Source organism: Cellulosimicrobium sp. RS, assembly GCF_046159675.1.
GTDB lineage: Bacteria > Actinomycetota > Actinomycetes > Actinomycetales > Cellulomonadaceae > Cellulosimicrobium > Cellulosimicrobium funkei.
Window position 1 is genome coordinate 1 of the sequence record NZ_JBJXVU010000005.1, and the last position, 22508, is coordinate 22508.

A 22508-nucleotide genomic window follows, 5' to 3' on the forward strand; every position below is an offset into this window, starting at 1 on the left:
GGGGTGGAAGGGGGCGGGAGGGTCGGGCGGCGGGGTGGCAGCGGGTCAGGCGTTCACGTAGGCCGCGAGGTGCTCGCCCGTCAGGGTGGAGCGGGCCGCCACGAGGTCGGCCGGGGTGCCCTCGAAGACGACGCGACCGCCGTCGTGCCCGGCGCCGGGGCCGAGGTCGATGATCCAGTCCGCGTGCGCCATGACCGCCTGGTGGTGCTCGATGACGATGACGGACTTGCCCGCGTCGACGATCCGGTCGAGGAGCCCGAGGAGATTCTGCACGTCGGCGAGGTGGAGGCCGGTTGTCGGCTCGTCGAGCACGATCACGCCGCCCTTGTCGCCGAGGTGGGTCGCGAGCTTGAGGCGCTGGCGCTCGCCGCCGGACAGCGTCGTGAGCGGCTGGCCGAGGCTCACGTACCCGAGGCCGACGTCGTCGAGGCGCTCGAGGATCGCCGCGGCGGCCGGCACCTTGCCCTCGCCGGACGAGAAGAACGCGCGCGCCTTCGCGACCGGGAGGTCGAGCACGTCGGCGATGTTCAGCCCGCCGAGCGTGTAGTCGAGCACCGCGGCCTGGAACCGGCGTCCGCCGCAGTCCTCGCACGGGGTCGAGACGGTCTCCATGAAGCCGAGCTCGGTGTAGATGACGCCCGCGCCCTTGCACTCGGGGCACGCGCCCTCGGAGTTCGCGCTGAACAGGGCGGGCTTGACGCCGTTGGCCTTGGCGAACGCCTTGCGGATCGGCTCCAGCAGGCCCGTGTACGTCGCGGGGTTGCTGCGGCGCGACCCCCGCACCGCGCTCTGGTCGATCGTCACGACGCCCTCGCGCCGCGACACCGACCCCTCGACGAGCGAGCTCTTGCCCGACCCGGCCACCCCGGTCAGGACGACGAGCACCCCGAGCGGGACGTCGACGTCCACGTCCTGGAGGTTGTGCGCGTCCGCGCCGCGGATCTCCAGCACGCCCGACGGCGAGCGCACCTCCTCCTTGAGCGTCGCGCGGTCGTCGAGGTGGCGGCCGGTGACGGTGTCGCTCCCCCGCAGCCCGTCGACCGTGCCCTCGAACGCCACCCGGCCACCGGCCGTGCCCGCACCCGGGCCGAGGTCGACGACGTGGTCCGCGATCACGATCGTCTCCGGCTTGTGCTCGACGACGAGGACCGTGTTGCCCTTGTCGCGCAGCTGGAGCAGGAGGCCGTTCATGCGGTCGATGTCGTGCGGGTGCAGACCGATGGTCGGCTCGTCGAACACGTACGTGACGTCGGTGAGCGACGACCCGAGGTGGCGCAGCATCTTGATGCGCTGCGACTCGCCGCCCGACAGCGTGCCCGACGGCCGGTCGAGGCTGAGGTAGCCCAGCCCGAGCTCGACGAACGACGCGAGGTTCTCGCCGAGGGCGTTGACGACGGGCGCCATGTGCGGGTCGTCGAGGTCGCGGATCCACGCGGCGAGGTCGGTGATCTGCATCGCGCACAGGTCCGCGATGTTGACGCCGCGGATCTTCGAGGAGCGCGCCGACTCCGACAGGCGCGTGCCGCCGCACTCGGGGCACGGTGCGAACGTCGCCGCACGCTCGACGAACGCACGGACGTGCGGCTGGAGCGAGTCGACGTCCTTGGAGAACATCGACTTCTGGATCTTGGGGATGAGCCCCTCGTAGGTGACGTTGATCCCCATCGCCTTGATCTTGGTGGGCTCCTTGTAGAGGAAGTCCTCGAGCTGCTGCTCCGTGAACTCCCGGATCGGCCGATCGGCCGGGAAGAACCCCGACTCGGCGAACCCGCGCACCATCCACCCGTCGGCGGTGTACCCCGGGACCTTGATCGCGCCGTCGAGCAGGGACTTCGAGTCGTCGAAGATCTCGGTGAGGTCGAGGTCCGAGACCGCGCCGCGCCCCTCGCACCGCGGGCACATGCCGCCGTGGTAGATCGCGTTGCGGACGATCGTCTTCTCCCCGGTGGCGGACGTCATGATGCCGCTCGCCTTGCGCGCGGGGATGTTGAAGGAGAACGCCGTGGGCGGCCCCACCTGCGGCTCGCCGAACCGGCTGAACAGCACCCGCAGGATCGCGTTCGCGTCGGTCACCGTGCCCACCGTGGACCGCGGGTTGGCGCCCAGGCGCTCCTGGTCCACGACGATCGCCGTCGTGAGCCCCTCGAGGACGTCGACGTCGGGGCGGTCCAGCGTGGGCATGAAGCCCTGGAGGAACGCCGGGTACGTCTCGTTGATGAGGCGCTGCGACTCGGCCGCGACGGTGTCGAACACGAGCGAGCTCTTGCCCGACCCGGAGACACCCGTGAACACCGTGAGGCGCCGCTTGGGGATCTCGACGCTCACGTCCTGGAGGTTGTTCGCCCGCGCCCCCTGGACCCGGATGACGTCGTGCGCGTCGGGGTCCTGGCGCTCCGAGGTCGAGGTTCCCGTCGTCGTGGCCGTGCTCATGCGTGTCTCCTCGTCGTCGAGCCTCGTCGCGCGGTCGGGCGACCGGTCGACGGCGCCGACCGCCCGCTCCCGGCAGCTCGGTGAGAGTCTGCCGGAGAGCCGGACGGTCGGCGCGTGGATGGGTGTGGTGCGTGGACGTCCCGGGGGTGAGGACCGGCCGCGCGGTCGGGACTCATCGCGTCGTGCACGACGGCGGCGCGACGCCGGGTGGTCAGGGCGGGCGTGCTGCGTGCGGAGGTCAGGAGCGCTGCTGGATGCGGATCTCGTTGCCCGCCGGGTCGCGGAACGCGCAGTCGCGCACGCCGTAGGGCTGGTCGATCGGCTCCTGCACGACCTCCGCCCCCGCGGCCTCGATCCGGGCGAACGTCTCGTCGACGTCGGGCGTCGCGAGGTTGACGCCGAAGTACGCGCCCTTGGCCACGATCTCCAGGAGGGCGCGCTTGTCGTCGTCGTTGAGGCCCGGCGTCGCGGCCGGCGGGTGCAGCACGATCGCGGTGTCCGGCTGGTCGGCCGGGCCCACGGTGATCCACCGCATCCCCTCGTAGCCGACGTCGTTGCGGACCTCGAAGCCGAGCACGTCGCGGTAGAACGCGAGCGACGCGTCGGGGTCGGTCTGGGGCAGGAAGCTGGAGTTGATGGTGAGGTTCATGAGAACGACGCTAGGACCGTCGTCCGGCCTGCGCTTCTCGATTCCTGACCGGTCGCGTGACGCGTCGCGCGACGCACGCCGGCATCCCGTCCAGCCGCTCCGCGCCGGGGAAGGCGCCCGCGTCGGTGCCCGGCGTGGTCTCCGGCGAGGCGCCCGGCGATGTGCCCGGCGCAGCGCCGCGCACGGTGCCCGCCGCCGCGGCCGCCCGCGACTCCGCGGCAGCCGGGGAGCCCGCGTCGGACTCGGCCGCGCGCCGTCGGTACACGCTCGGCGGCACGCCGACGAGCTCGGTGAAGCGCGTGCTGAACGTCCCCAGGGACGAGCACCCCACCGCGAAGCACACGTCCGTGACGCTCAGGTCCCCGCGGCGCAGCAGCGCCTTGGCGCGCTCGATGCGCCGCGTCATGAGGTACGCGTACACCGACTCCCCGTAGGCGGCCTTGAACTCGCGGCTCAGGTGCCCGGCGGACACGTGCACGCCGGACGCGAGCGCCGTGACGTCGAGCGGCTGCGCGTACTCCCGGTCGATCCGGTCGCGCACGCGCCGCAGGCGCGCGAGGTCGCGCAGGCGCTGGTCGTCGGGCGTCGTCGTCACGCCTCGATCGTGCCACGGGCCTACCGTGGCCTCCATGCCGAGCGACGTCCCCGCCGCGCGCCAGGCCGTGCGCGTGCTCACGTTCCTCGCCGCGCAGGCGGGCCCGTCGCCCGCGGCCGCCGTCGCGCAGGGCCTCGGGCTGCCCCGCTCGACCGTCTACCACCTGCTGTCCGTCCTCGTCGACGAGGGGTTCGTGACCCACCTCCCCGAGGAGCACCGCTACGGGCTCGGGACGGCGTCGCTCGCGCTCGGGTCGGCGTACGCGCGGCAGGCGCCCCTCGCGCGGCTCGCGCGGCCGGTGGTCGCGCGCCTCGTCGAGTCGACGGGCGAGAGCGCGCACCTCGCCGTGCTCAACGGGCGCGAGGTCCTCTACCTCGTCGAGCAGCGCGCGCCGCGCCGCCCCACGCTCGTGACCGACGTCGACGTGCGCCTCCCCGCGCACCTCACCGCGAGCGGGCGCGCCGTCCTCGCCGGCCTCCCCGCGGCCCAGGTCCGCGCCCTCTTCCCCGGCGCCGCGGCGTTCGCCGACCGCACCGGCGTCGGGCCGCAGACCCTCGGTGCCCTGCGCGAGGTGCTGCGCGGCGTCCGACGGCGCGGCTGGGCCGAGGAGGACGGCGAGGTCACCCCGGGCCTCGCGTCCGTCGCGCACGCGGCCGTCGACCACACCGGGCTCCCCGTCGCCGGCATCGCCCTCACCTTCTGGGCCGACGACGCCCCGCCCGCCCGACGCGCGGAGCTCGCCGCCGCCGTCGGGCGCGCCGCCGCCGAGGTGAGCCGCCGCCTGGGCGCCCGCACCACTCCGACCACCCCGAGGTAGAGCCCCGGTACGCCGAGGTAGAGCTCTGGTCTGCCGAGGTAGAGCCCCGGTCTGCCGAGGTAGAGCCCTGGTCTTCCCCCTCGCTGAACCAGGGCTCTACCTCGCGGGACCTGGGCTCTACCTCGCGGGACCTGGGCTCTACCTCGGCGACCGGGATGGAAGCGGCGTTGCGTGCGGCCGACGCGCCGGCTAGATTTTTCGGTATGCCGAACTTTTCGACGCGGAAGTCCGCATCCCGCGCTGCCGCAGCCGTCGCGGTCCTCGCCGCAGCGACGCTGAGCGGCTGCTCGAGCGCCACGGACGCGGGGGCGACCCCGCCCGACGACGGCCGGCCCGTCGTGCTCACGACGTTCACCGTGCTCGCCGACATGGCGGAGAACGTGGCGGGCGACCACCTGCGCGTCGAGTCGATCACCAAGGTCGGGGCGGAGATCCACGGCTACGAGCCGACGCCCGGCGACGTCCGCAGGGCCGCGGACGCCGACCTCATCCTCGACAACGGCATGGGGCTCGAGGCGTGGTTCGGGCGGTTCGTCGACGGGCTCGACGTGCCGCACGTCGTCGTGAGCGAGGGCGTCGAGCCCATCGCGCTCGGCGACGACACCGCCGAGGAGTACCAGGGCAAGGAGAACCCGCACGCCTGGATGTCGCCGGTGAACGCGCAGGTCTACGTGCAGAACATGGCCGACGCGTTCGCGGAGCTGGACCCGGCCCACGCCGACGACTACGCGGCGAACGCCGCGGCCTACTCCGCCGAGCTCGCGGCCGTGCACGACGAGCTCACGACGGCGCTCGACGCGCTGCCCGAGGGCCACCGCGCACTCGTTACCTGCGAGGGCGCGTTCCCCTACCTCGCGCGCGACGCCGGGCTCGCGGAGAAGTACCTGTGGGCGGTCAACGCCGAGCAGCAGGCGACGCCGCAGTCGGTCGTCGGCGCGATCGAGTTCGTCGAGCAGCACGACGTCCCGGCCGTGTTCTGCGAGTCCACCGTCTCCGACGACGCGATGCAGCAGGTCGCGCGCGAGTCCGGCGCGGCGTTCGGCGGGACGCTCTACGTCGACTCCCTCTCCGCGCCCGACGGCCCCGTGCCGACCTATCTCGACCTCCTGCGCCACGACACCGAGACCATCGTCGCGGGCCTCACCGGCACCACCGCGGGCGGTGACGCGTGAGCGGGGGCGGGCGGGCGCCGTCGGGCACGCCCGCGATCGACGTGCGCGACCTCACCGTCCACTACGGCGACGTCCTCGCGCTCGACGGCGCGACGCTCACGCTCGGGGCGTCGAGCGGGCGCGGGACGGTGTGCGGGCTCGTCGGCATGAACGGCTCGGGCAAGTCGACGCTGTTCAAGGCGGTCATGGGCATGGTCCGGCCGGACCGCGGCACCGTCCTGGTCGACGGCGCACCCCCCGCGCGCGCCCGGCGCGCCCAGGCGGTGGGGTACGTGCCGCAGAGCGAGGACGTCGACTGGGCGTTCCCGCTGAGCGTGCGCGACGTCGTCATGACGGGCCGCTACGGCTACCAGGGCTTCACGCGGCGCACGCGGCCCGCCGACCGGGAGGCGGTCGAGCACGCGCTCGCGCGCGTCGAGCTCACCGACCTGGCCGACCGGCAGATCGGCGCGCTCTCGGGCGGGCAGCGCAAGCGCGCGTTCGTCGCCCGGGGGCTCGCGCAGGGCGCGACGATCCTCCTGCTCGACGAGCCGTTCGCCGGTGTGGACAAGCGCACGGAGGCGACCATCACCACGCTGCTGCGCGAGCTCGCGGCCGGCGGGGCGACCGTCCTCGTCTCGACCCACGACCTGCACGCGCTGCCCGAGCTCGCCGACGAGGCGGTGCTGCTCCACCGCCGCGTCCTGCTGCACTCGACGCCCGCGGAGGTCCTGCGGCCCGAGAACCTCGCGCTCGCGTTCGGCGTGGAGGTGGCCCCGTGACCGACCTCCTCGCCATCCTCCTCGAGCCCCTGTCGTTCGAGTTCCTGCGCACCGCGCTCGCCGTCACGGTGACCGCCGGGATCGTGTGCGGCGTGCTGTCGTGCTGGCTCGTGCTCGTGGGCTGGTCCCTCATGGGCGACGCCGTCTCGCACGCCGTGCTGCCCGGCGTCGTGCTCGCGTACGTGGTGGGGGCGCCGTTCGCGCTCGGCGCGCTCGTCTTCGGGCTGCTCGCGGTGCTCCTCATCGGCGCGGTGCGCGACACGTCCCGCGTCAAGGAGGACGCCGCGATCGGGGTCGTGTTCACGACGCTGTTCGCGCTCGGCCTCGTCCTCATCTCCGTGACGCCGAGCCAGACGGATCTCAACCACATCCTCTTCGGCAACCTGCTCGGGGTGTCGCGCGCGGACCTGCTCCAGGTGCTGGCGCTCGGCGCGGTGACGCTCGCGGTCGTCGTGCTCAAGCGGCGCGACCTCACGCTCTACGCGTTCGACCCGACGCACGCGCACGCGATCGGGCTCTCGCCCCGGCGGCTCGGCGCGCTGCTGCTCGGCCTGCTCGCGCTGACGGTCGTCGTCGCGCTCCAGGCCGTCGGCGTGGTCCTCGTCGTCGCGCTGCTCATCACGCCGGGCGCGACGGCGTACCTCCTCACCGACCGCTTCTCGCGGATGCTGTGGATCTCGCCGCTCGTCGCGGCGGTGTGCGGGGTCGTGGGCATCTACGTCAGCTACTACCTCGACACGGCGTCGGGCGGGACGGTCGTCGTCGCGCTGGGCGTGGCGTTCGCGCTCGCGTACCTGTTCAGCCCGCGGCACGGGCTCGTCGGGACGCGCGTCGCGGCGGCCCGACGCCGTCGGCTCGCGCGCGTCTGATCGTCCGCGCTCGGCGGCCCGGACCCGGTGCGGGCCGCCGGACCACGTCTCCTGCGTGCGCTGTGTGCGAAATCTCCATGAATTCGCCCTCGATTCCCTGGTGCTTCTCAGGTTCGCCCGGGAGACTTGTCGCCATGTCAGCGAGGACGAGCGAGCCCACGACGCCGCAGCGCACGCGCACGTCTGCCCGGTTCGCCGCGGCGAGCCTGCTCGCGCTGTCCATGATGCTGCCGATGTGCTCGACGGCGAGCGCCGCCGAGGTCCAGCAGCTCATCGCCGACGCGCAGGTCCAGACGGAGACCATCGGGAACGACCTCGACCGCGTGCACGCCCAGCTCCCCGCCCTGCACCCCGTGCTCCGCAACGACGTGCTCGACGCCGTCGAGTCGGTCCAGGCCGCGACGGACGAGGCCCGCTCCGCGCTCGAGCGTGCGACCGACGACGACGAGGCGGCCGACGGTCGCGCGGCCGTCGCGCTCGCCGACGCCCAGGTCGCGCTCGACGCGGCGTCCGCCCAGCTCCGCCACGTGACGGACCTCGCGCACGACGCGGGCGAGGGCGTCGCCGTCGCGCTGGAGCGCCTGCAGGCGCACATCGACACGCTCCGCGGCGAGACGAGCCGCGCGGGGGCCTGAGTCCCGATCACGAGGTCGACCCGCACGGTCGAGATCGACCTTCGGAGGGCCGACGTCGCGGCTCACGGGTCGATCTCAGGGGGTCGCGAGGCGCCGTCGCCGCGCGGTCCCCGACCGCCCTTCCTACGATGGCGAGATGCCTCGTGTCACCGGGATCGTCAAGCCGCACGAGGCGCTCCCCGGCGTCGCCCGCCTCGACCGCGCGGTGAACCGCTGGACGAACCGCCGCGCGCTGGGGGCCGCGGCCGACACCGCGCTCTCCCGGCTCTCGACGTGGGCCGACCACAGCGTGCTGTGGGCCGGGGCCGCCGTCGGGATCGCCGCCACCGGGCGGCGCGGGCGCGACGCCGCCCTGCGCGGCTACGGCTCGCTGCTCGTGTCGAGCGTCCTCGCGAACGTCGTCGGCAAGACCGTGTTCGGGGGCGTGCGCCCGTCGCTCGACGGCCTCCCGCTGTGGCGGCGCGTGGCGGACCCCCCGACGTCGCCCTCGTTCCCGTCGGGCCACTCGGCGTCGGCCGCCGCGTTCGTCACGGGCGTCGCCATCGAGTGGCCGACGGTCGGGCTGGCGCTCACGCCGCTCGCCGGGGCGGTCCTGTACTCACGCCTGCACACGGGCTCGCACTGGTTCTCGGACGTCGCCGCGGGCGCGGCGCTGGGCGTCGGGGTCGCGCTCGCGGGTCGGGTGCTCGTCCCCGGCCGTGCCGAGCAGCGCCCCGACGTCCCGGCGGGGCCGCCCGCGGACGTCCCCGCGCTCGACGACGGCGCGGGCCTCTTCGTCGTCGTCAACCCGGCGGCGGGCTCGGGCCGGCTGCTCAAGGAGGACCCGCTCGCGGCGGTCCGCGACGGACTTCCCCGCGCCGACCTCCACGTGCTCGCCGAGGGCGACGACCTGCGCCGCCTGTACGACGACGCCGTCGCGCGGGGCGCCCGTGCGCTCGGCATCAGCGGCGGCGACGGCACGGTGTCGACCGCGGCCGCGGCGGCGCGCGCGCACGACCTCCCGCTCGCCGTGCTCCCCGGCGGCACCCTCAACCACTTCGCGCGCGCGGCCGACCTCACGTCGATGCGCGCGACGATCGAGGCGGTGCGGACGGGATCGGGCGTGACGATCGACGTCGCGGACCTCGAGGTCGACGGGGTCGACGGACCGCCCCGCACCGTGCTCAACACCTTCTCGGCCGGTGTCTACCCGGAGCTCGTCACCGAGCGCGAGAAGCACGAGCACCGGCTCGGCAAGTGGCCGGCGGCCGTCCTCGCGGCGGCGCGCGTGCTGCGGCGCGCGCACCGGGTGCGCATGGAGGTGGACGGGCACGAGGGCGAGTACTGGTCGCTGTTCGCGGGAGTCAACCGCTACTACCCGCAGAGCCTCGCACCGGTCGAGCGGCACCGCCTCGACGACGGCGTGCTCGACGTCCGCACGGCCCGGGCCGAGCGGCGCGCGAGCCGGCTGCGCACGTTCCTCGAGGTCGCGGCGGGCGACGCGGGGACGCGCGTCGCGCGGCGCGTGCCCGGGGTGCGGGGGCACCTCGTCGTGGACGCGACGTCCGTCCCGGCCCTGGAGCTCCGCTTCCCCGCGCGCGGCGCGGTCGTCGGGCCCGACGGCGAGGCCGTCACGACGGACCGCTCCCCCGACGCCGAGCCCGGGCGCCCCGGGCCGCCCGTGGTGCTCGCGCACGACGGCGAGACGCTCTCGCTCGACGACGTCGCCCCCACCGGGCCGGTCACCGTCCGTCTCACCATGCGGCGCGGAGCGCTGCGTCTCTACGCCCCGAGCGACCCGACGGCGGGCTGATCCGCCCGGCCTGTCCTGTATGTCCTGTGTTCACGTCACCCGGGGAGAACTCCCCCTGTTCACGCACAGGCGTCATGCCCCACAATGAGCCCCGCAGTCGCGCGGACGGCACCCCGTCCGCGCCCCGTCCGGACTCGACCACGTCGGCCCCACCAGAAAGCAGAAGAACCATGGCCCAGCAGTACCCCGCCGCTCCGCAGGCCCCCGCCGGCTACTCGGCCCCGATCGAGGACCCGGGCAAGACCCTCGGCATCGTCGGCTTCGTCCTCGCGTTCGTCTTCGCGATCGCGGGCATCGTCGTCAGCGCGATCGCGCGCAAGAAGAGCAAGGAGGCGGGCTTCGACAACCAGCTCGCCAAGTGGGGCCTCATCCTCAGCATCGTCTTCACCGTGCTCGGCGCCATCGGCTTCATCATCTACATCGTCGCCATCGCGGCGCTCGTCGCGAGCGGCGACGTCGCGACGTACTGACGTCCCCGCCGGTCCGCCGGCGCGGCACCGACGGCCGCCGTCCCACCCGGGGCGGCGGCCGTCGTCGTCCCTGCCGGCCGCCCGCGGACGGGTCGCGGAAGATCCGCGGACCGGGCACGGTTGAGACGCGCACGACCGCGCCACCGGTGAGAGCACCGGCCCCCCGACGGTCGCCCGACCGCAGGAGCAGATCATGACCGACGAGACGACCTCCCCGATCCCCACCGAGAGCGCGACGGCCGCACCGGACCCCGCGACCGTCGAGCTCGGGCTCGACACCTTCGGCGACGTGACCGCAGGGCCGGACGGCGTGCTGCTCAGCGGGGCGCGCACGATCCGCGACGTCGTCGAGGAGGCGGAGCTCGCGGACCAGGTCGGCGTCGACTTCTTCGGCGTCGGGGAGCACCACCGCGCGGACTTCGCCATCAGCGCGCCCGAGGTGGTGCTCGCCGGGATCGCGACGCGGACGTCGCGCATCCGCCTCGGCTCCGCGGTGACCGTGCTCAGCTCCGACGACCCGGTGCGCGTCTTCGAGCGGTTCTCGACGCTCGACGCGCTGTCCGGCGGGCGCGCGGAGGTCATCCTGGGGCGCGGGTCGTTCATCGAGTCGTTCCCGCTGTTCGGCTACGACCTCGCCGACTACGAGGTGCTGTTCGAGGAGAAGCTCGACCTGTTCGTCCACCTGCTCGACGAGGGCCCGGTCACGTGGTCGGGCACGACGCGCGCCGGGCTCGCCGACCAGGAGGTCTGGCCCAAGACCGAGAGCGGGCGCCTGCGCACGTGGGTCGGGGTCGGCGGCTCGCCCGAGTCGGTCGTGCGGACCGCGCGGCACGGTCTGGGCCTCATGCTCGCGATCATCGGGGGCGAGCCCGAGCGGTTCCGCCCCTACGTGGACCTCTACCACCGCGCGGTCGAGGAGCTCGGCACGCCGGCGCTGCCGATCGGCGTGCACTCGCCCGGCCACGTCGCCGACACCGACGAGCAGGCGCAGGAAGAGGTCTACGAGCACTTCGCGGCGATGAACAACCGGATCGGGCGCGAGCGCGGCTGGCCCGCGTACCACCGCGGGCGGTTCGCCCACGACGTGCGCGACGGCTCGCTCTACGTCGGCTCGCCCGAGACCGTGGCCCGCAAGATCGCCCGCACCGTCCGCCTCCTCGGCGCGGGCCGGTTCGACCTCAAGTACTCGACCGGCACGCTCCCCCATTCGACGATGCTGCGCAGCATCGAGCTCTACGGCACCCAGGTCATCCCCCGCGTCCGCGAGCTCCTCGCGGAGCGCTGACCCCCACCGATCGCCTGCGCGGCCAGCCCCCTCGCCGAGCACGACGTTGCCGTCGCCATCGGGGCGAGAACGACAGCAACGTCGTGCTCGACGAAGGGCAGGTTCGGCTCGACGGCGGGTGGTCGGCGGGCGGCGGGCGGCGGGCCAGCGCGCCGGCGGGTCAGCCGCGGCCGGCGGCGCGCAGCGCGGCGGCCTCGAGGTCCGGCGGGAGCCCGACGGCGGGGCGGTCCGCGCGCTGCGGCGTCGTCTCTCCCGTGGCGTCGAGGGCGCGGAGCCATGCCCACGTGTCGCGCACCGTCTCGCGCACGTCGCGCGTGCGCAGGCCGAGCGCCGCCGCGCGCGACGTGTCGGAGCCGTGGAGCGCGTCGTGCAGCTCGCCCGGCGGCAACCAGACCGGGAGCTGGGTCCACGGCTCGATCCCGGCCGCGAGGACGGCCTCCGGCTCGACCCATACGAGCTCGGCGGGCGGGTCGCCCGCCGCTGCCGCGTCGTCGGCGGTCGCCTCGACGCACGCGGCGAGCAGCTCGCCCATGGTCGTGTGCCCGGGCGCGCTGACGACGTCGACCGGCCCGGACGCACCCGCGAGCGCCACGTCGAGCGCGAACGCCGCGAGGTCGCGCGCGTCGACGTACTGCAGCGGCAGGTCGGCGGGCCCGGGGGCGAGCACCGGACCGCCGCGCGCGACGCGACGCAGCCACCACGGCAGGCGGCCGACGTTCTCCCGCGGCCCGAGGATGAGGCCCGCGCGCAGCAGGATCGCCCGGTCTCCGAGCGCGTCGGTCACGGCGATCTCCGCGCCGCGCTTCGCGCGGGCGTAGTCGTCGGAGGTCGTGTCGTCCGGGTCGCCGTCGACGAGCTCCGACGTCTCGTCGGCCCCGCGCGGCCGCGGGAACGGGTACACCGAGCGCGACGACACGTAGACGTACCGGTTGTCGCCCGGCACCCGGCCGGCGAGGAGCCGGGCGGCGTCGCGCGCCGCTGCGGGCGCCCAGGACCACGTGTCGACGACGACGTCCCACTTCTGCGGGACGTCGTCCGCGCGCAGCGCGTCCAGGCCGTCGGGCCGGGTGCGGTCGCCCACGAGCTGCCGGACGCCGTCGGGCACGGGGGCGGTGCCCCGGTTGAGGACGGTGACGTCCCAGCCGCGGGCGAGGGCGTCGTCGACGACGGCGCGCCCCACGAAGTCGGAACCGCCGAGGACGAGGAGTCGGGTCATGGGCCCACTGTGGCGCGCCGTCGGTCCGCTTGCAGCCCGTTACGCCGCCCGCAGACGGCCGCGGGAGGGGACCTCACGACCCTCCCGGGCCTTCCGCGGAGCACACTGGCCAGATATCCTGGCCAGGAAACCCCACCCGAGGAGCGGCGATGCAGGTCAACGTGCTCGAGGCCAAGAACAACCTCTCCCAGCTCGTCAGCCGTGCCGCGGCCGGCGAGGACGTGGTCATCGCGCGTCGCGGTGTCCCGCTCGTGCGGCTCGTGCCGGTCCGGGCCGACCTCGCGCACGGGACCGGGGCGGCCATCGTCGAGTGGCTCGACGACCACCCGCCGTCGCGACGGACCGCCCGCTCGGCGAGCCAGATCGACGCCGACATCGAGGCTGCGCGCGAGGGCTGGGAGTGATCTACCTCGACACCTGCCTCGTCATCTACCTGGTCGAGGACGCCGAGCGTGGCCCGCACGTGCGTGAGCTGCTGGCCCGGCACGGGCACGAGGAGTTCGCGATCAGCCCGCTCGTCCGGCTGGAGTGCCTCGTGGGACCGCTGCGGTCCGGGGACCCGGAGCTCGAGGACCGGTACCGGGGCGTGCTCGACCTGTTCGTCGAACTTCCCCTCGATGCCACGGCCTTCGAGCGGGCGGCACGCCTGCGCGCCTCCTCGTCGCTCCGGACGCCCGACGCGCTGCACCTCGCCGCCGCGCAGGTCCACGGGTGCTCCGCCCTGTGGACGAACGACTCGCGGCTCGCCGTCGCCGGGCGCGGGCTCGCCGTCGACGTCCTGCACGGCGGCTGACCCGGGCGAGGGGTCAGTCGGGGTCGGTCGGGTCCAGGGGTGCCTCGGGGTCGAGGTTGACGACGCCGCGACGCCAGTAGCCGTGGACGGCGAGCTGGTCGGGCCGCGCGCCGGAGCCGCGCAGCGCCCGGCGGACCGCGACGAGGTCGGTCGCCTCGCCCGCGGCGAACACGTACTCGTCGGCGTCGAGCGGGCCGAGCGCGCGGACGGCCTCGACGAGCTGCCCCGGCCCGTCGGTGCGGTAGAGGAGCTCGGTCGTCGCGCGCCCGAGCTCGTCCTCGACGAACGCCTCGTCGACGTCGTCACCGATCTCCACGATCGCGGTCACGGGCACGTCGGCCCCGACCGCCTCGACCCAGCGCGCGAGCGCCGGCAGGCCCGTCTCGTCCCCGACGAGCAGGAGCCGCCCGACGCCGTCCGGCACGGCGCGGCTCGTCGTCGGGCCGGCGAGGACGACCTCGTCACCCACCGCCGCCCGTGCGGCCCACGCCGACGCCGGGCCACCCTCGCCGGTGGGCGGCGCACCCGGGTCGGTGCCGCCGTGGAGCACCCAGTCGACGTCGACCTCGGGAACCCCGTCGACGGTCCGCGTCGCCCGGACGGTCAGCTCGCGCGAGATCGACACGACGCCCGTCGGGCGCTGGAGGGCGCCGTCGTCGGTGAGCGTCGGGGCGTGCAGGACGCCGGTGGCCGGGTCCGGGAGGAACACCTTGACGTGGTCGTCGGGGCCGGGTACGCGCAGCGTCGCGAGCGAGGCCCCGCCCGGGGCGGCGTCCCGGAAGGTGAGGCGGCGCAGCGCGCCGGACGTCTCCCGGACGGCGTGCACGCGGACGCGGCGCGGGACGAGGTCGAGGCGGGTCACGGGTCGGGAGGACACCGCCCCATTCTGCGCCGAGCACGACGACGCCGTCGTCATCGGCCGGATGACGACGGCGACGTCGTGGTCGAGCGTGCGGTACCCCGTTCTCGACGGTCGCGGGCGTCAGGCGAAGAAGACCCGGAGGTCGGCGACGACGTCGAGCGGGACCTCGAGCGCCGCGTAGTGACCACCGCGCGGGTGCTCGGACCAGTGCTCGATCCGGGAGTTGTCGCGCTCGGCGAACGCGCGGATCGTCTGGAAGTCGTCGGCGAAGACGGCCACGCCGATCCGACCCCGGCTCACGACCGGCTCGGCGCCCGAGCGCTGCTCCGCGTAGTGGTAGCGCGCGGCGGTCGCGTAGGAGTTGGTCAGCCAGTAGAGCGTCGCCTGAGCGAGCACCTGGTCGGCGCTCACGAGGCTCGTCCCGTTGCCGAAGCTCTCGAACAGCTCGTGGTAGGCGAGGACGGCGACGGGCGAGTCGGCGAGCCCCGCGGCCATCGTCTGCGGCCGCGACGCGTTCATCGTGTTGTAGGCACCCACGGACTGGAACCACTGGAGGTGCCCGAGCGCGGCGAGCTCCTTCTCGCCGAAGCCGTCCATCTCGCCGGGAGCGCCCGACGGGAAGGAGAAGAGCTGGAGCACGTGGGCGCCGAGGAAACCCTCGGGGTCGAGGACCGCGAGCTCGCGGCCGACCATGGCGCCGCCGTCGCTGCCGTGGATCCCGTAGGAGTCGTACCCGAGGTCGCGCATGAGGACGTCGTAGGCGCGGGCGACGCGCGCCATCGTCCAGTCCGTGTCCCCGACCACCGGGGTGGAGAACCCGAAGCCCGGCATGGAGGGGATGACGAGGTGGAACGCATCCTCGGGGCGGCCGCCGTGCGCGACGGGGTCGACGAGCGGGTCGATCATGTCGAGGAAGTCGAGGAACGAGCCCGGGTAGGTGTGCGCGAGCAGCAGGGGCGTCGCGGCGTCGTGCCGGGAGCGCACGTGGAGGTAGTGGATCGGCTGGCCGTCGATCTCGGTGCGGAAGCCCGGGTACGTGTTGGCCCGGTCCTCGACGGCCCTCCAGTCGAACGCCGTCCAGCGCCCGACCATGTCGCGCAGGTAGGACTCGGGCGTCCCGTAGTCCCAGGAGTCCCCGGGGGCGGCGGGCGCGAACCGGGTCCGTTCGAGGCGCGACCGGAGGTCGTCGAGGTCGGCCTGCGGGACGGCGACGGAGAACGGGCGGTGCTCGAGGGACGGGGAGCGGTGCGACGCGGTCATGGTGGTCTCCTCGGTCGGGCGGGGCCTCGTGCCCTGCTCTGCTCCCGACTCTAGGAAGGGTTCAGGAACGCTTCCTTCCGTTATTCTGGCGGTGCTCTGAGGAGTTCTCCCGCGTCGTCCGTCGACCCCAGGAGGGACCCGTGGCTTCCACCTCGGCCCGCATGCTCGCGCTGCTCGGCCTGCTCCAGTCGCGCCCCGACTGGTCGGGCGCCGAGCTCGCCGAGCGCCTCGACGTCAGCGACCGCACGGTCCGCAACGACGTCGCCCGCCTGCGCGAGCTCGGCTACCCCGTCGACGCGGTGCGCGGCCCGGGCGGCCGGTACCGGCTCGGCGCCGGGGCGCGGCTGCCCCCGCTCCTGCTCGACGACGCCGAGGCCGTCGCGGTCGCCGTCGGGCTGCGGGCCGCGACCGGCACGGCCGGCTTCGAGGAGTCCGGGGCGTCCGCGCTCGCCAAGCTGGAGCAGGTCATGCCGGACCGCCTGCGCCGTCGTCTCGCCGCGCTCCGGTCCGCGAGCGCCGCCGGCCCCGCGAACACGGACTCGAACGTCGAGGACCCGGTCGTCGACCCGGACACGCTCACCGCGCTGGCCGACGCCGTGCGCGACCACCAGGGCCTGCGCTGCTTCTACCGCGACCAGCCGCTCGAGCTGGAGCCGTACCGCCTCGTCGCGTGGCAGCGCCGCTGGTTCCTCGTGGCCCGCGACCCGGCGACGGGCGCGTGGGCTCCCTACCGCGTCGACTGGCTCGTGCTGCGCGTGCCAGGCGGGCGGCGGTTCGCGCCGGTGGACTTCCCCGGCGACCTGACCGACTTCGTCGTGCGCGAGGTCGCGCGCGCCGGCTGGGCCGTGCACGCCCGGATCGTCGTCGACGCGCCCGCCGACGAGGTCCTGCGACGCATCAACCCGACGGTCGGCACGGTCGAACCGCTCGCCGACGACCGCTGCGTCCTCGTCACCGGCGGCGACAGCGTCGAGGTCGTCGCGGTGTGGATCGGCATGTTGGGCCTGGACTTCCACGTGACGGAACCGCAGGCTCTCGTCGACCACGTGCGCACCCTGGCCACCCGCTACGCCCGCGCGACCCCGCCGTGACCCGAACCGGTCGCGGGCTCCCGCGTCAGTCAGGTCGTGCCGGGGTCCCACGGGTCGACGACGTCCACTCCGGTAGCGGCGAAGTCACGGACGTTGCGCGTCGCGAGCGTCGCGTCGTGCACGCGGCAGATCGCGGCGATCTGCGCGTCGGCCAGGCTCATCGGCCGCCCCGCTCGCTCGCGGAGCGCCAGGAGGGTGCCCCCGACGCGCGCGGCGTCGGCGTCGTACGGGAGCACCAGGCCCGCGAAGGTCGTGGTGACGTGCTCCTCGACGAGCGCGGCGAGGCGGTCACGGCGCCGCCCTTCGGGGAGCCGCGCCACCCCGTGGACGATCTCGCCGACGGTGACCGCCGTGATCGACAGCGCCTGCGGAGCCTGCGCGTCGAGCCAGCGGAGCACGCGCGCCTCGGGCACCGGGCGGATCACCTCGGACACCACGTTCGTGTCGAGGACGATCACGTGTCCGCGGTCTCCCGGTCCGGCGTGCCCGGTTCGTCGGAGAGGTCGACGACCCGGCCGTGCTCTGAGCGCGCGGGGAGGTCGAGCTCGACCGCCAGACCGGCGTCGGCGAACGACCTGTGGATGAAGGTGCCCAGCCCCCGTTCCAGCCCGCTGGGGGCTGTCACCGCGGAGGTGAGGATCTCGCGCACCTCCGCCTCCATGGACCGCCCGTGCTCCGCCGCCCGCGCCCGCAGCCGTTCGCGCACGTCGTCGTCGAGCCCTCGGATCGTCAGCGTCGCCACCTGGACCACCTCCCACGTACGACGCTAGCAAAATGACAGCACGATGCGCCAGGGTCGGCCCCTCCTCGAGAGCAATGAAGTTGCGAGAGGTTGAGAGAATGGACCGTCGTGAGTACCGAGCCCGCAGCGAACCAACCTGACGCGCGCCCTCCCCAGCGGGACGGCGCCGCCGAGGGCACCCCGCGCGAGGGTCGCCGACGCCGCGGGAACCGCCGCGGGCGCGGGCGAGGCGAGCGGACGGCGTCGGGCACCTCGACGACCACGGAGCCGACGCGTCGCGGGCGGGGCGAGCGGACGACGTCGGGCCCGCGGCAGGTGAGCCGCGCGCAGCTCGACCGGGCCGCGCAGGCGCGCGCTAACGTGACGGTCCCGCCCATCACGTACCCCGAGCAGCTTCCGGTCAGCGCCCGACGCGCGGACATCGCCGCCGCGATCCGCGACCACCAGGTCGTCATCGTGGCGGGCGAGACGGGCTCCGGGAAGACGACGCAGCTCCCCAAGATCGCGCTCGAGCTCGGCCGAGGCCGCTCGGGTCAGGTCGGGCACACGCAGCCCCGCCGCATCGCCGCGCGCACGGTCGCCGAGCGCATCGCGGAGGAGCTCGGCACGGAGCTGGGCGGCGTCGTCGGGTACCAGGTGCGGTTCACCGACACGTCCAGCGAGGACACGCTCGTCAAGGTCATGACGGACGGCATCCTGCTCGCGCAGATCCAGCGCGACCCGGAGCTCCTCGCGTACGACACGATCATCGTCGACGAGGCGCACGAGCGGTCCCTCAACATCGACTTCCTGCTCGGCTACCTCGCGCGGCTCCTGCCGCGCCGCCCCGACCTCAAGCTGATCATCACGTCGGCGACGATCGACTCCGAGCGCTTCGCGCAGCACTTCTCCCCCGCGCACCTCGCCCAGCTCGGCGGCGCGCCGGAGTACGTGGTCGACGCGCTGCCCGACGCCGCGCCCGTCGTCGAGGTGTCCGGCCGCACCTACCCGGTCGAGATCCGGTACCGGCCGCTGTCCCCGGACGTCGACCCCGGCAGCGGCACGAAGGCGAAGGGCCGCGCGGGCGCCGAGGAGAAGGACCTCGTGACCGGCATCGTCGACGCGTGCGACGAGCTCATGCGCGAGGGACCGGGCGACATCCTCGTGTTCCTCTCCGGCGAGCGCGAGATCCACGACGCCGCCGACGCGCTCACCGGCCACCTCAAGGACCGCATCACCGACCCGAAGCACCCGCAGCGCGTCGAGATCCTGCCGCTGTACGCGCGGCTGTCGTCGGCCGAGCAGCACCGCGTGTTCCAGGCGCACTCCTCGCGGCGCATCGTGCTCGCGACGAACGTCGCCGAGACGTCGCTCACCGTGCCCGGGATCCACTACGTCGTCGACCCTGGCACGGCCCGCATCTCGCGCTACTCCAAGGCGACGAAGGTCCAGCGCCTGCCCATCGAGCCCGTCTCGCAGGCGAGCGCGAACCAGCGCTCCGGCCGCTCCGGCCGCGTCGCCGACGGCATCGCGGTGCGCCTCTACTCCGAGGACGACTTCCTCGCCCGGCCCGAGTTCACCGAGCCGGAGATCCTGCGCACCTCCCTCGCGTCCGTGTTGCTCCAGATGATCTCCGTCGGCGTCGTCGAGACCCCCGACGAGGTCGCGCGCTTCCCGTTCGTCGAGCCCCCGGACACGCGCGCCGTGCGCGACGGCGTGCAGCTCCTCACCGAGCTCGGCGCCCTCGCCACGTCCGACGGCGTCACGCGCCTCACCGAGGTCGGGCGCGTCCTCGCGCAGCTCCCCATGGACCCGCGCCTCGCCCGCATGATCTGGGAGGGCTCGAGGCTCGGCGTCGCGCGCGAGGTCGCGATCATCGCCGCCGTCATGTCGATCCAGGACCCGCGCGAGCGCCCCGCCGAGGTCCGTGCCCAAGCCGACCAGGCGCACGCGCGCTTCACCGACCCGCACTCCGACTTCCTCACCTACCTCAACGTCTGGGAGTACGTCCGCGAGCAGCAGCACGAGCTCTCGTCGTCGGCCTTCCGCCGCCTGTGCAAGGCCGAGTACCTCAACTTCCTGCGCATCCGCGAGTGGCAGGACGTCGTCGCCCAGCTCCGCGAGATGTCCAAGCCCCTCGGCATCGACATGTCGTACAAGCCGCGCGCACGCGGCGCGGCCGGTGACGACGGGCGGCGAGGTCCAGGGCGAGCGGCGGCTGCGCCCGAGGATGCGAAGGGCGTGGCGGGCCTGGCGGGAGCGACGCGAGGAACGAGCGGCGCGGATGGTAGCCCGAGCACCTCGGGGGCAGCCGCCGCGGACCCGACCACCGCCCCCGACGCAACCCCCGACACCCAGGCCTACAAGCGCGCCTGGGACGGGGACACGATCCACAAGGCGCTCCTGTCCGGCCTGCTGTCGCAGATCGGGATGCAGGACACGGGCGAGGTGAAGGCGTCGTCGGTCGCGCACCTCAAGGGCGAGGCCCGCGCCAAGGCGCTGCGGCGGGCGCAGAAGCAGGCCCGCAACGAGTACACCGGCGCGCGCGGCGCGCGGTTCGCGATCTTCCCCGGCTCGCCGCTGAGCAAGAAGCCGCCGGCCTGGATCATGGCGGGAGAGCTCGTCGAGACGTCGCGGCTGTGGGCGCGCGACGTCGCCCGCATCCAGCCCGAGTGGGCCGAGGACCTCGCGGGCGACCTCGCGCGGCGCACGTACTCCGAGCCGCACTGGTCGACCAAGCGCGGCGCGGCGATCGCGACCGAGAAGGTGCTGCTGTACGGCGTGCCGATCGTCGCGGACCGCAAGGTCCTCTACGCGAAGGTCGACCCCGAGGCCGCGCGCGAGATGTTCGTGCGGCACGCGCTCGTGCAGGGCGAGTGGACGACCCACCACCGGTTCTTCCACGACAACCGCAAGCTCCTCGCCGAGGCGGAGGAGCTCGAGGCGCGCTCGCGCCAGCGCGGGCTCGTCGTCGACGACGACGTGCTGTTCGACTTCTACGACGAGCGCGTGCCCGACGACGTCGTGTCCGCCGCGCACTTCGACCGCTGGTGGAAGACGGCGCAGCGCCGCGACCCCGACCTGCTCACCTTCACGCTCGAACAGCTCGTGCCCGACGCCGAGCAGGTCGACACGTCGCAGTTCCCCGAGACCTGGCCTCAGGGCGAGCTGACGCTCCCGCTCACCTACCAGTTCCAGCCCGGGACCGAGGCCGACGGCGTGACCGTGCACGTCCCGATCTCCGTGCTCAACCGCGTCGTCCCCGACGGGTTCGACTGGATGGTGCCGGGCCTGCTCGACGAGCTCGCCACGGCGACGATCCGCTCGCTGCCCAAGCCGGTCCGTGTCCAGCTCGTGCCGGCACCGGACGTCGCGCGCGACGTCGTCGCCTGGCTCCGCGAGCACACGCCCGCCTGGGAGGACATGGCCCGCGCGGGCGACATGGCCGAGCCGTTCCACGTCGCGTTCACGCGCGCCGTCCGGGCGCTGCGCGACGTCGTCATCCCCGACGACGCATGGGGCCCCGAGCAGGAGGCGCGCCTGCCTGCGCACCTGCGCATGACGTTCCGCGTCGAGGACACCCGCGGGCGCGGCGGCTCCGTCGTGCTCGACGAGTCGAAGGACCTCCTCGCGCTCCAGCGCCGTCTCGCCGCGCAGAACCAGGCCGCCGTCCGCGCGGCGGTCAAGGGAGCGGTGGGTGCTGCTCTTCGTGAGGCCGCTTCAGGATCGGTTCCCGGGTCGGGTGCGTCGGTCTCGGGGTCGGGTGCGTCGGTCCCGGGGTCGGGTCCGGCGGCGGAGGGGGCGTCGGTGCTCGGGCTACCATCCGCGCCGCTCGTTCCTCACGGCGCTCCCGCCAGGCCCGCCACGCCCTTCGCATCCGACGCCCCCTCCCCCGCCTCCGCGTCCGGCTCACCCGGGCGAGGTGCAGGACGAGCGGGCGGCGCGTCGTCGGGCGCGACGGGCGTCGAGGCCGCGCGCGGACATGGACGGCCGACCGCACCAAGTCACGGCGCGGCCGGCCCGAGCATCGACGGCACACCGCCCGCGGGCTCGACCACGAGCCTGGTGAGCGAGCGCACCGACCTGACCACCTGGCCCGACGACCTCACCGACGGGCGGCTGCCCGCGACGGTGTCGACCGACCTCGGGGGTGGGGTCGTGGTGCGGGGGTACCCGGCGGTCGTCGAGGAGCAGGACGCGAAGGGGAAGCCGGTCGTCGCGCTGCGCGTGCTGGCCGACGCGACCGCGCAGGCGCGGGAGCACGCGCGGGGTGTGCGGCGTCTGCTGCTGACCGAGACGGCGCTGCAGACCGGGCGCATCACGAGCCGGTGGAACGGGACGCAGTCGCTCACGTTGGCGGCCAGCCCCTACCGGAACACGGACGCGCTCGTCGCGGACCTGCAGCTCGCCGCGGTGATCGCGCTGACGAGCGGCGGCAGCGGGCAGCCCGACGCGGCCACGATCAGAGACGCCGAGGCCTACGCGGCCGCGCGCACGTTCGTCCGCGCGCACCTGGAGGAGCACGTGCACCAGGTGGTCGGGCACGTGGTCGCCGCGCTCACCGCGTCGCGGAACCTCGACGCGGAGATCCGCGCGTCGAACAGCCTCGCGCTGCTCAACACGCTCACCGACCTGCGCGACCAGGCCGCGGGCCTGATCCACGACGGCTTCGTCTCGCAGACCCCGCCCCGACGCCTGCCGCACCTGACTCGCTACCTGCGGGCGGCGTCGTACCGGCTGGAGAAGGCGCAGTCGAACCCGAACCGCGACGCCGAGCTCGCGTGGCGCGTGCACGACGTCGAGGACGCCTACCAGCGCGCCCGTGCCGCGTACGCCCAGGGCCCGGCCGACCCGGTCCGCGCCGCCGACCTGGCCGAGGTGCGGTGGCTGATCGAGGAGCTGCGCGTGTCGCTGTTCGCGCAGCAGCTCGGCACCGACGGCCCGGTGAGCGAGAAGCGCATCCGCAAGCTCCTCACACCTGACGGCTGGTGACGCGCGGCGGGAACGCGATCCACGACGCGCCTCGTCCTTGACGCCACGGACGAGGTTCGTTAGCGTCCCGATCGAATCGCCGGTGTGGGGCGCATCTC

General features: G+C 74.3%; 19 protein-coding genes and 1 pseudogene. 12 read left to right on the forward strand and 8 right to left on the reverse strand.

Going from position 1 to position 22508, the window contains the following annotated elements:
• Positions 1-45: 45 nt before the first annotated feature.
• The 3 genes and pseudogenes from ACI769_RS09025 to ACI769_RS09035 form a co-directional block, all read right to left on the reverse strand.
• Positions 46-2430 carry an ATP-binding cassette domain-containing protein gene (locus ACI769_RS09025; RefSeq protein WP_409141488.1) on the reverse strand — a complete coding sequence of 795 codons (2385 nt, stop codon included), beginning with the start codon at positions 2428-2430 and terminating at the stop codon, positions 46-48.
• Positions 2431-2668: 238 nt separating this feature from the next.
• On the reverse strand, positions 2669-3079 hold the full coding sequence (locus tag ACI769_RS09030; RefSeq protein ID WP_031316030.1) for a VOC family protein: 411 nt from the start codon (positions 3077-3079) through the stop codon (positions 2669-2671).
• Between the two features lie 238 nt (positions 3080-3317).
• Positions 3318-3710, reverse strand: a pseudogene (locus tag ACI769_RS09035) (helix-turn-helix transcriptional regulator); the annotation flags it as partial.
• Here ACI769_RS09035 and ACI769_RS09040 point away from each other — a divergent pair.
• From ACI769_RS09040 to ACI769_RS09075, 8 genes are all read left to right on the forward strand, one after another.
• Positions 3709-4491: an IclR family transcriptional regulator gene (locus ACI769_RS09040; RefSeq protein ID WP_085387089.1), complete on the forward strand. Its 783-nt coding sequence runs from the start codon at positions 3709-3711 to the stop codon at positions 4489-4491. The pseudogene ACI769_RS09035 and the gene ACI769_RS09040 sit on opposite strands and share 2 nt — an antisense overlap.
• A gap of 203 nt (positions 4492-4694) precedes the next feature.
• Entirely contained in the window at positions 4695-5663 is a 969-nt protein-coding gene (locus ACI769_RS09045) for a metal ABC transporter substrate-binding protein (RefSeq protein WP_085387088.1), read from the forward strand.
• Positions 5660-6424 (forward strand): metal ABC transporter ATP-binding protein, encoded by a 765-nt coding sequence (locus ACI769_RS09050; protein WP_085387087.1) that lies wholly within the window; start codon positions 5660-5662, stop codon positions 6422-6424. The genes ACI769_RS09045 and ACI769_RS09050 overlap by 4 nt, the downstream gene beginning before the upstream one ends.
• Positions 6421-7293 carry a metal ABC transporter permease gene (locus ACI769_RS09055; RefSeq protein ID WP_085387086.1) on the forward strand — a complete coding sequence of 291 codons (873 nt, stop codon included), beginning with the start codon at positions 6421-6423 and terminating at the stop codon, positions 7291-7293. The genes ACI769_RS09050 and ACI769_RS09055 overlap by 4 nt, the downstream gene beginning before the upstream one ends.
• 134 nt (positions 7294-7427) lie before the next feature.
• A complete protein-coding gene (locus tag ACI769_RS09060; protein WP_074803690.1) occupies positions 7428-7928 on the forward strand; it encodes a hypothetical protein in 501 nt (166 codons plus the stop codon).
• A gap of 136 nt (positions 7929-8064) precedes the next feature.
• On the forward strand, positions 8065-9720 hold the full coding sequence (locus ACI769_RS09065) for a bifunctional phosphatase PAP2/diacylglycerol kinase family protein (protein ID WP_085387085.1): 1656 nt from the start codon (positions 8065-8067) through the stop codon (positions 9718-9720).
• Positions 9721-9890: 170 nt separating this feature from the next.
• Complete coding sequence (locus ACI769_RS09070; RefSeq protein ID WP_085387084.1) at positions 9891-10190, forward strand: hypothetical protein; 300 nt, start codon at positions 9891-9893, stop codon at positions 10188-10190.
• A 193-nt stretch (positions 10191-10383) separates the two neighbouring features.
• The gene (locus ACI769_RS09075) at positions 10384-11475 is read left to right on the forward strand and encodes an LLM class flavin-dependent oxidoreductase (protein ID WP_085387083.1); all 1092 of its coding nucleotides are present in this window, start codon (positions 10384-10386) and stop codon (positions 11473-11475) included.
• A 160-nt stretch (positions 11476-11635) separates the two neighbouring features.
• On the opposite strand, the gene ACI769_RS09080 is transcribed toward ACI769_RS09075, so the two are convergent.
• The gene (locus tag ACI769_RS09080; RefSeq protein ID WP_085387082.1) at positions 11636-12691 is read right to left on the reverse strand and encodes an NAD-dependent epimerase/dehydratase family protein; all 1056 of its coding nucleotides are present in this window, start codon (positions 12689-12691) and stop codon (positions 11636-11638) included.
• A gap of 149 nt (positions 12692-12840) precedes the next feature.
• Between ACI769_RS09080 and ACI769_RS09085 the strand changes: the two genes are divergently transcribed.
• Both ACI769_RS09085 and ACI769_RS09090 read left to right on the forward strand, forming a co-directional pair.
• Entirely contained in the window at positions 12841-13095 is a 255-nt protein-coding gene (locus ACI769_RS09085) for a type II toxin-antitoxin system Phd/YefM family antitoxin (protein WP_034651325.1), read from the forward strand.
• The gene (locus ACI769_RS09090) at positions 13092-13484 is read left to right on the forward strand and encodes a type II toxin-antitoxin system VapC family toxin (protein WP_051876492.1); all 393 of its coding nucleotides are present in this window, start codon (positions 13092-13094) and stop codon (positions 13482-13484) included. The genes ACI769_RS09085 and ACI769_RS09090 overlap by 4 nt, the downstream gene beginning before the upstream one ends.
• 13 nt (positions 13485-13497) lie before the next feature.
• On the opposite strand, the gene ACI769_RS09095 is transcribed toward ACI769_RS09090, so the two are convergent.
• Entirely contained in the window at positions 13498-14361 is an 864-nt protein-coding gene (locus ACI769_RS09095) for a siderophore-interacting protein (protein ID WP_198163149.1), read from the reverse strand.
• 105 nt (positions 14362-14466) lie between these two features.
• Positions 14467-15606, reverse strand: coding sequence for an epoxide hydrolase family protein (locus tag ACI769_RS09100; RefSeq protein ID WP_085387079.1), 1140 nt, complete (start codon positions 15604-15606; stop codon positions 14467-14469).
• Positions 15607-15746: 140 nt separating this feature from the next.
• Here ACI769_RS09100 and ACI769_RS09105 point away from each other — a divergent pair, with 140 nt between their 5' ends.
• The gene (locus ACI769_RS09105; protein ID WP_085387078.1) at positions 15747-16697 is read left to right on the forward strand and encodes a YafY family protein; all 951 of its coding nucleotides are present in this window, start codon (positions 15747-15749) and stop codon (positions 16695-16697) included.
• 29 nt (positions 16698-16726) lie between these two features.
• Here ACI769_RS09105 and ACI769_RS09110 read toward each other — a convergent pair whose 3' ends face one another.
• Entirely contained in the window at positions 16727-17155 is a 429-nt protein-coding gene (locus tag ACI769_RS09110) for a type II toxin-antitoxin system VapC family toxin (RefSeq protein WP_085387077.1), read from the reverse strand.
• Positions 17152-17439 carry a FitA-like ribbon-helix-helix domain-containing protein gene (locus tag ACI769_RS09115; protein ID WP_085388609.1) on the reverse strand — a complete coding sequence of 96 codons (288 nt, stop codon included), beginning with the start codon at positions 17437-17439 and terminating at the stop codon, positions 17152-17154. The genes ACI769_RS09110 and ACI769_RS09115 overlap by 4 nt, the downstream gene beginning before the upstream one ends.
• Before the next feature lie 108 nt (positions 17440-17547).
• Between ACI769_RS09115 and hrpA the strand changes: the two genes are divergently transcribed.
• A complete protein-coding gene (hrpA, locus tag ACI769_RS09120) occupies positions 17548-22410 on the forward strand; it encodes an ATP-dependent RNA helicase HrpA (protein WP_085387076.1) in 4863 nt (1620 codons plus the stop codon).
• Positions 22411-22508 lie beyond the last annotated feature (98 nt).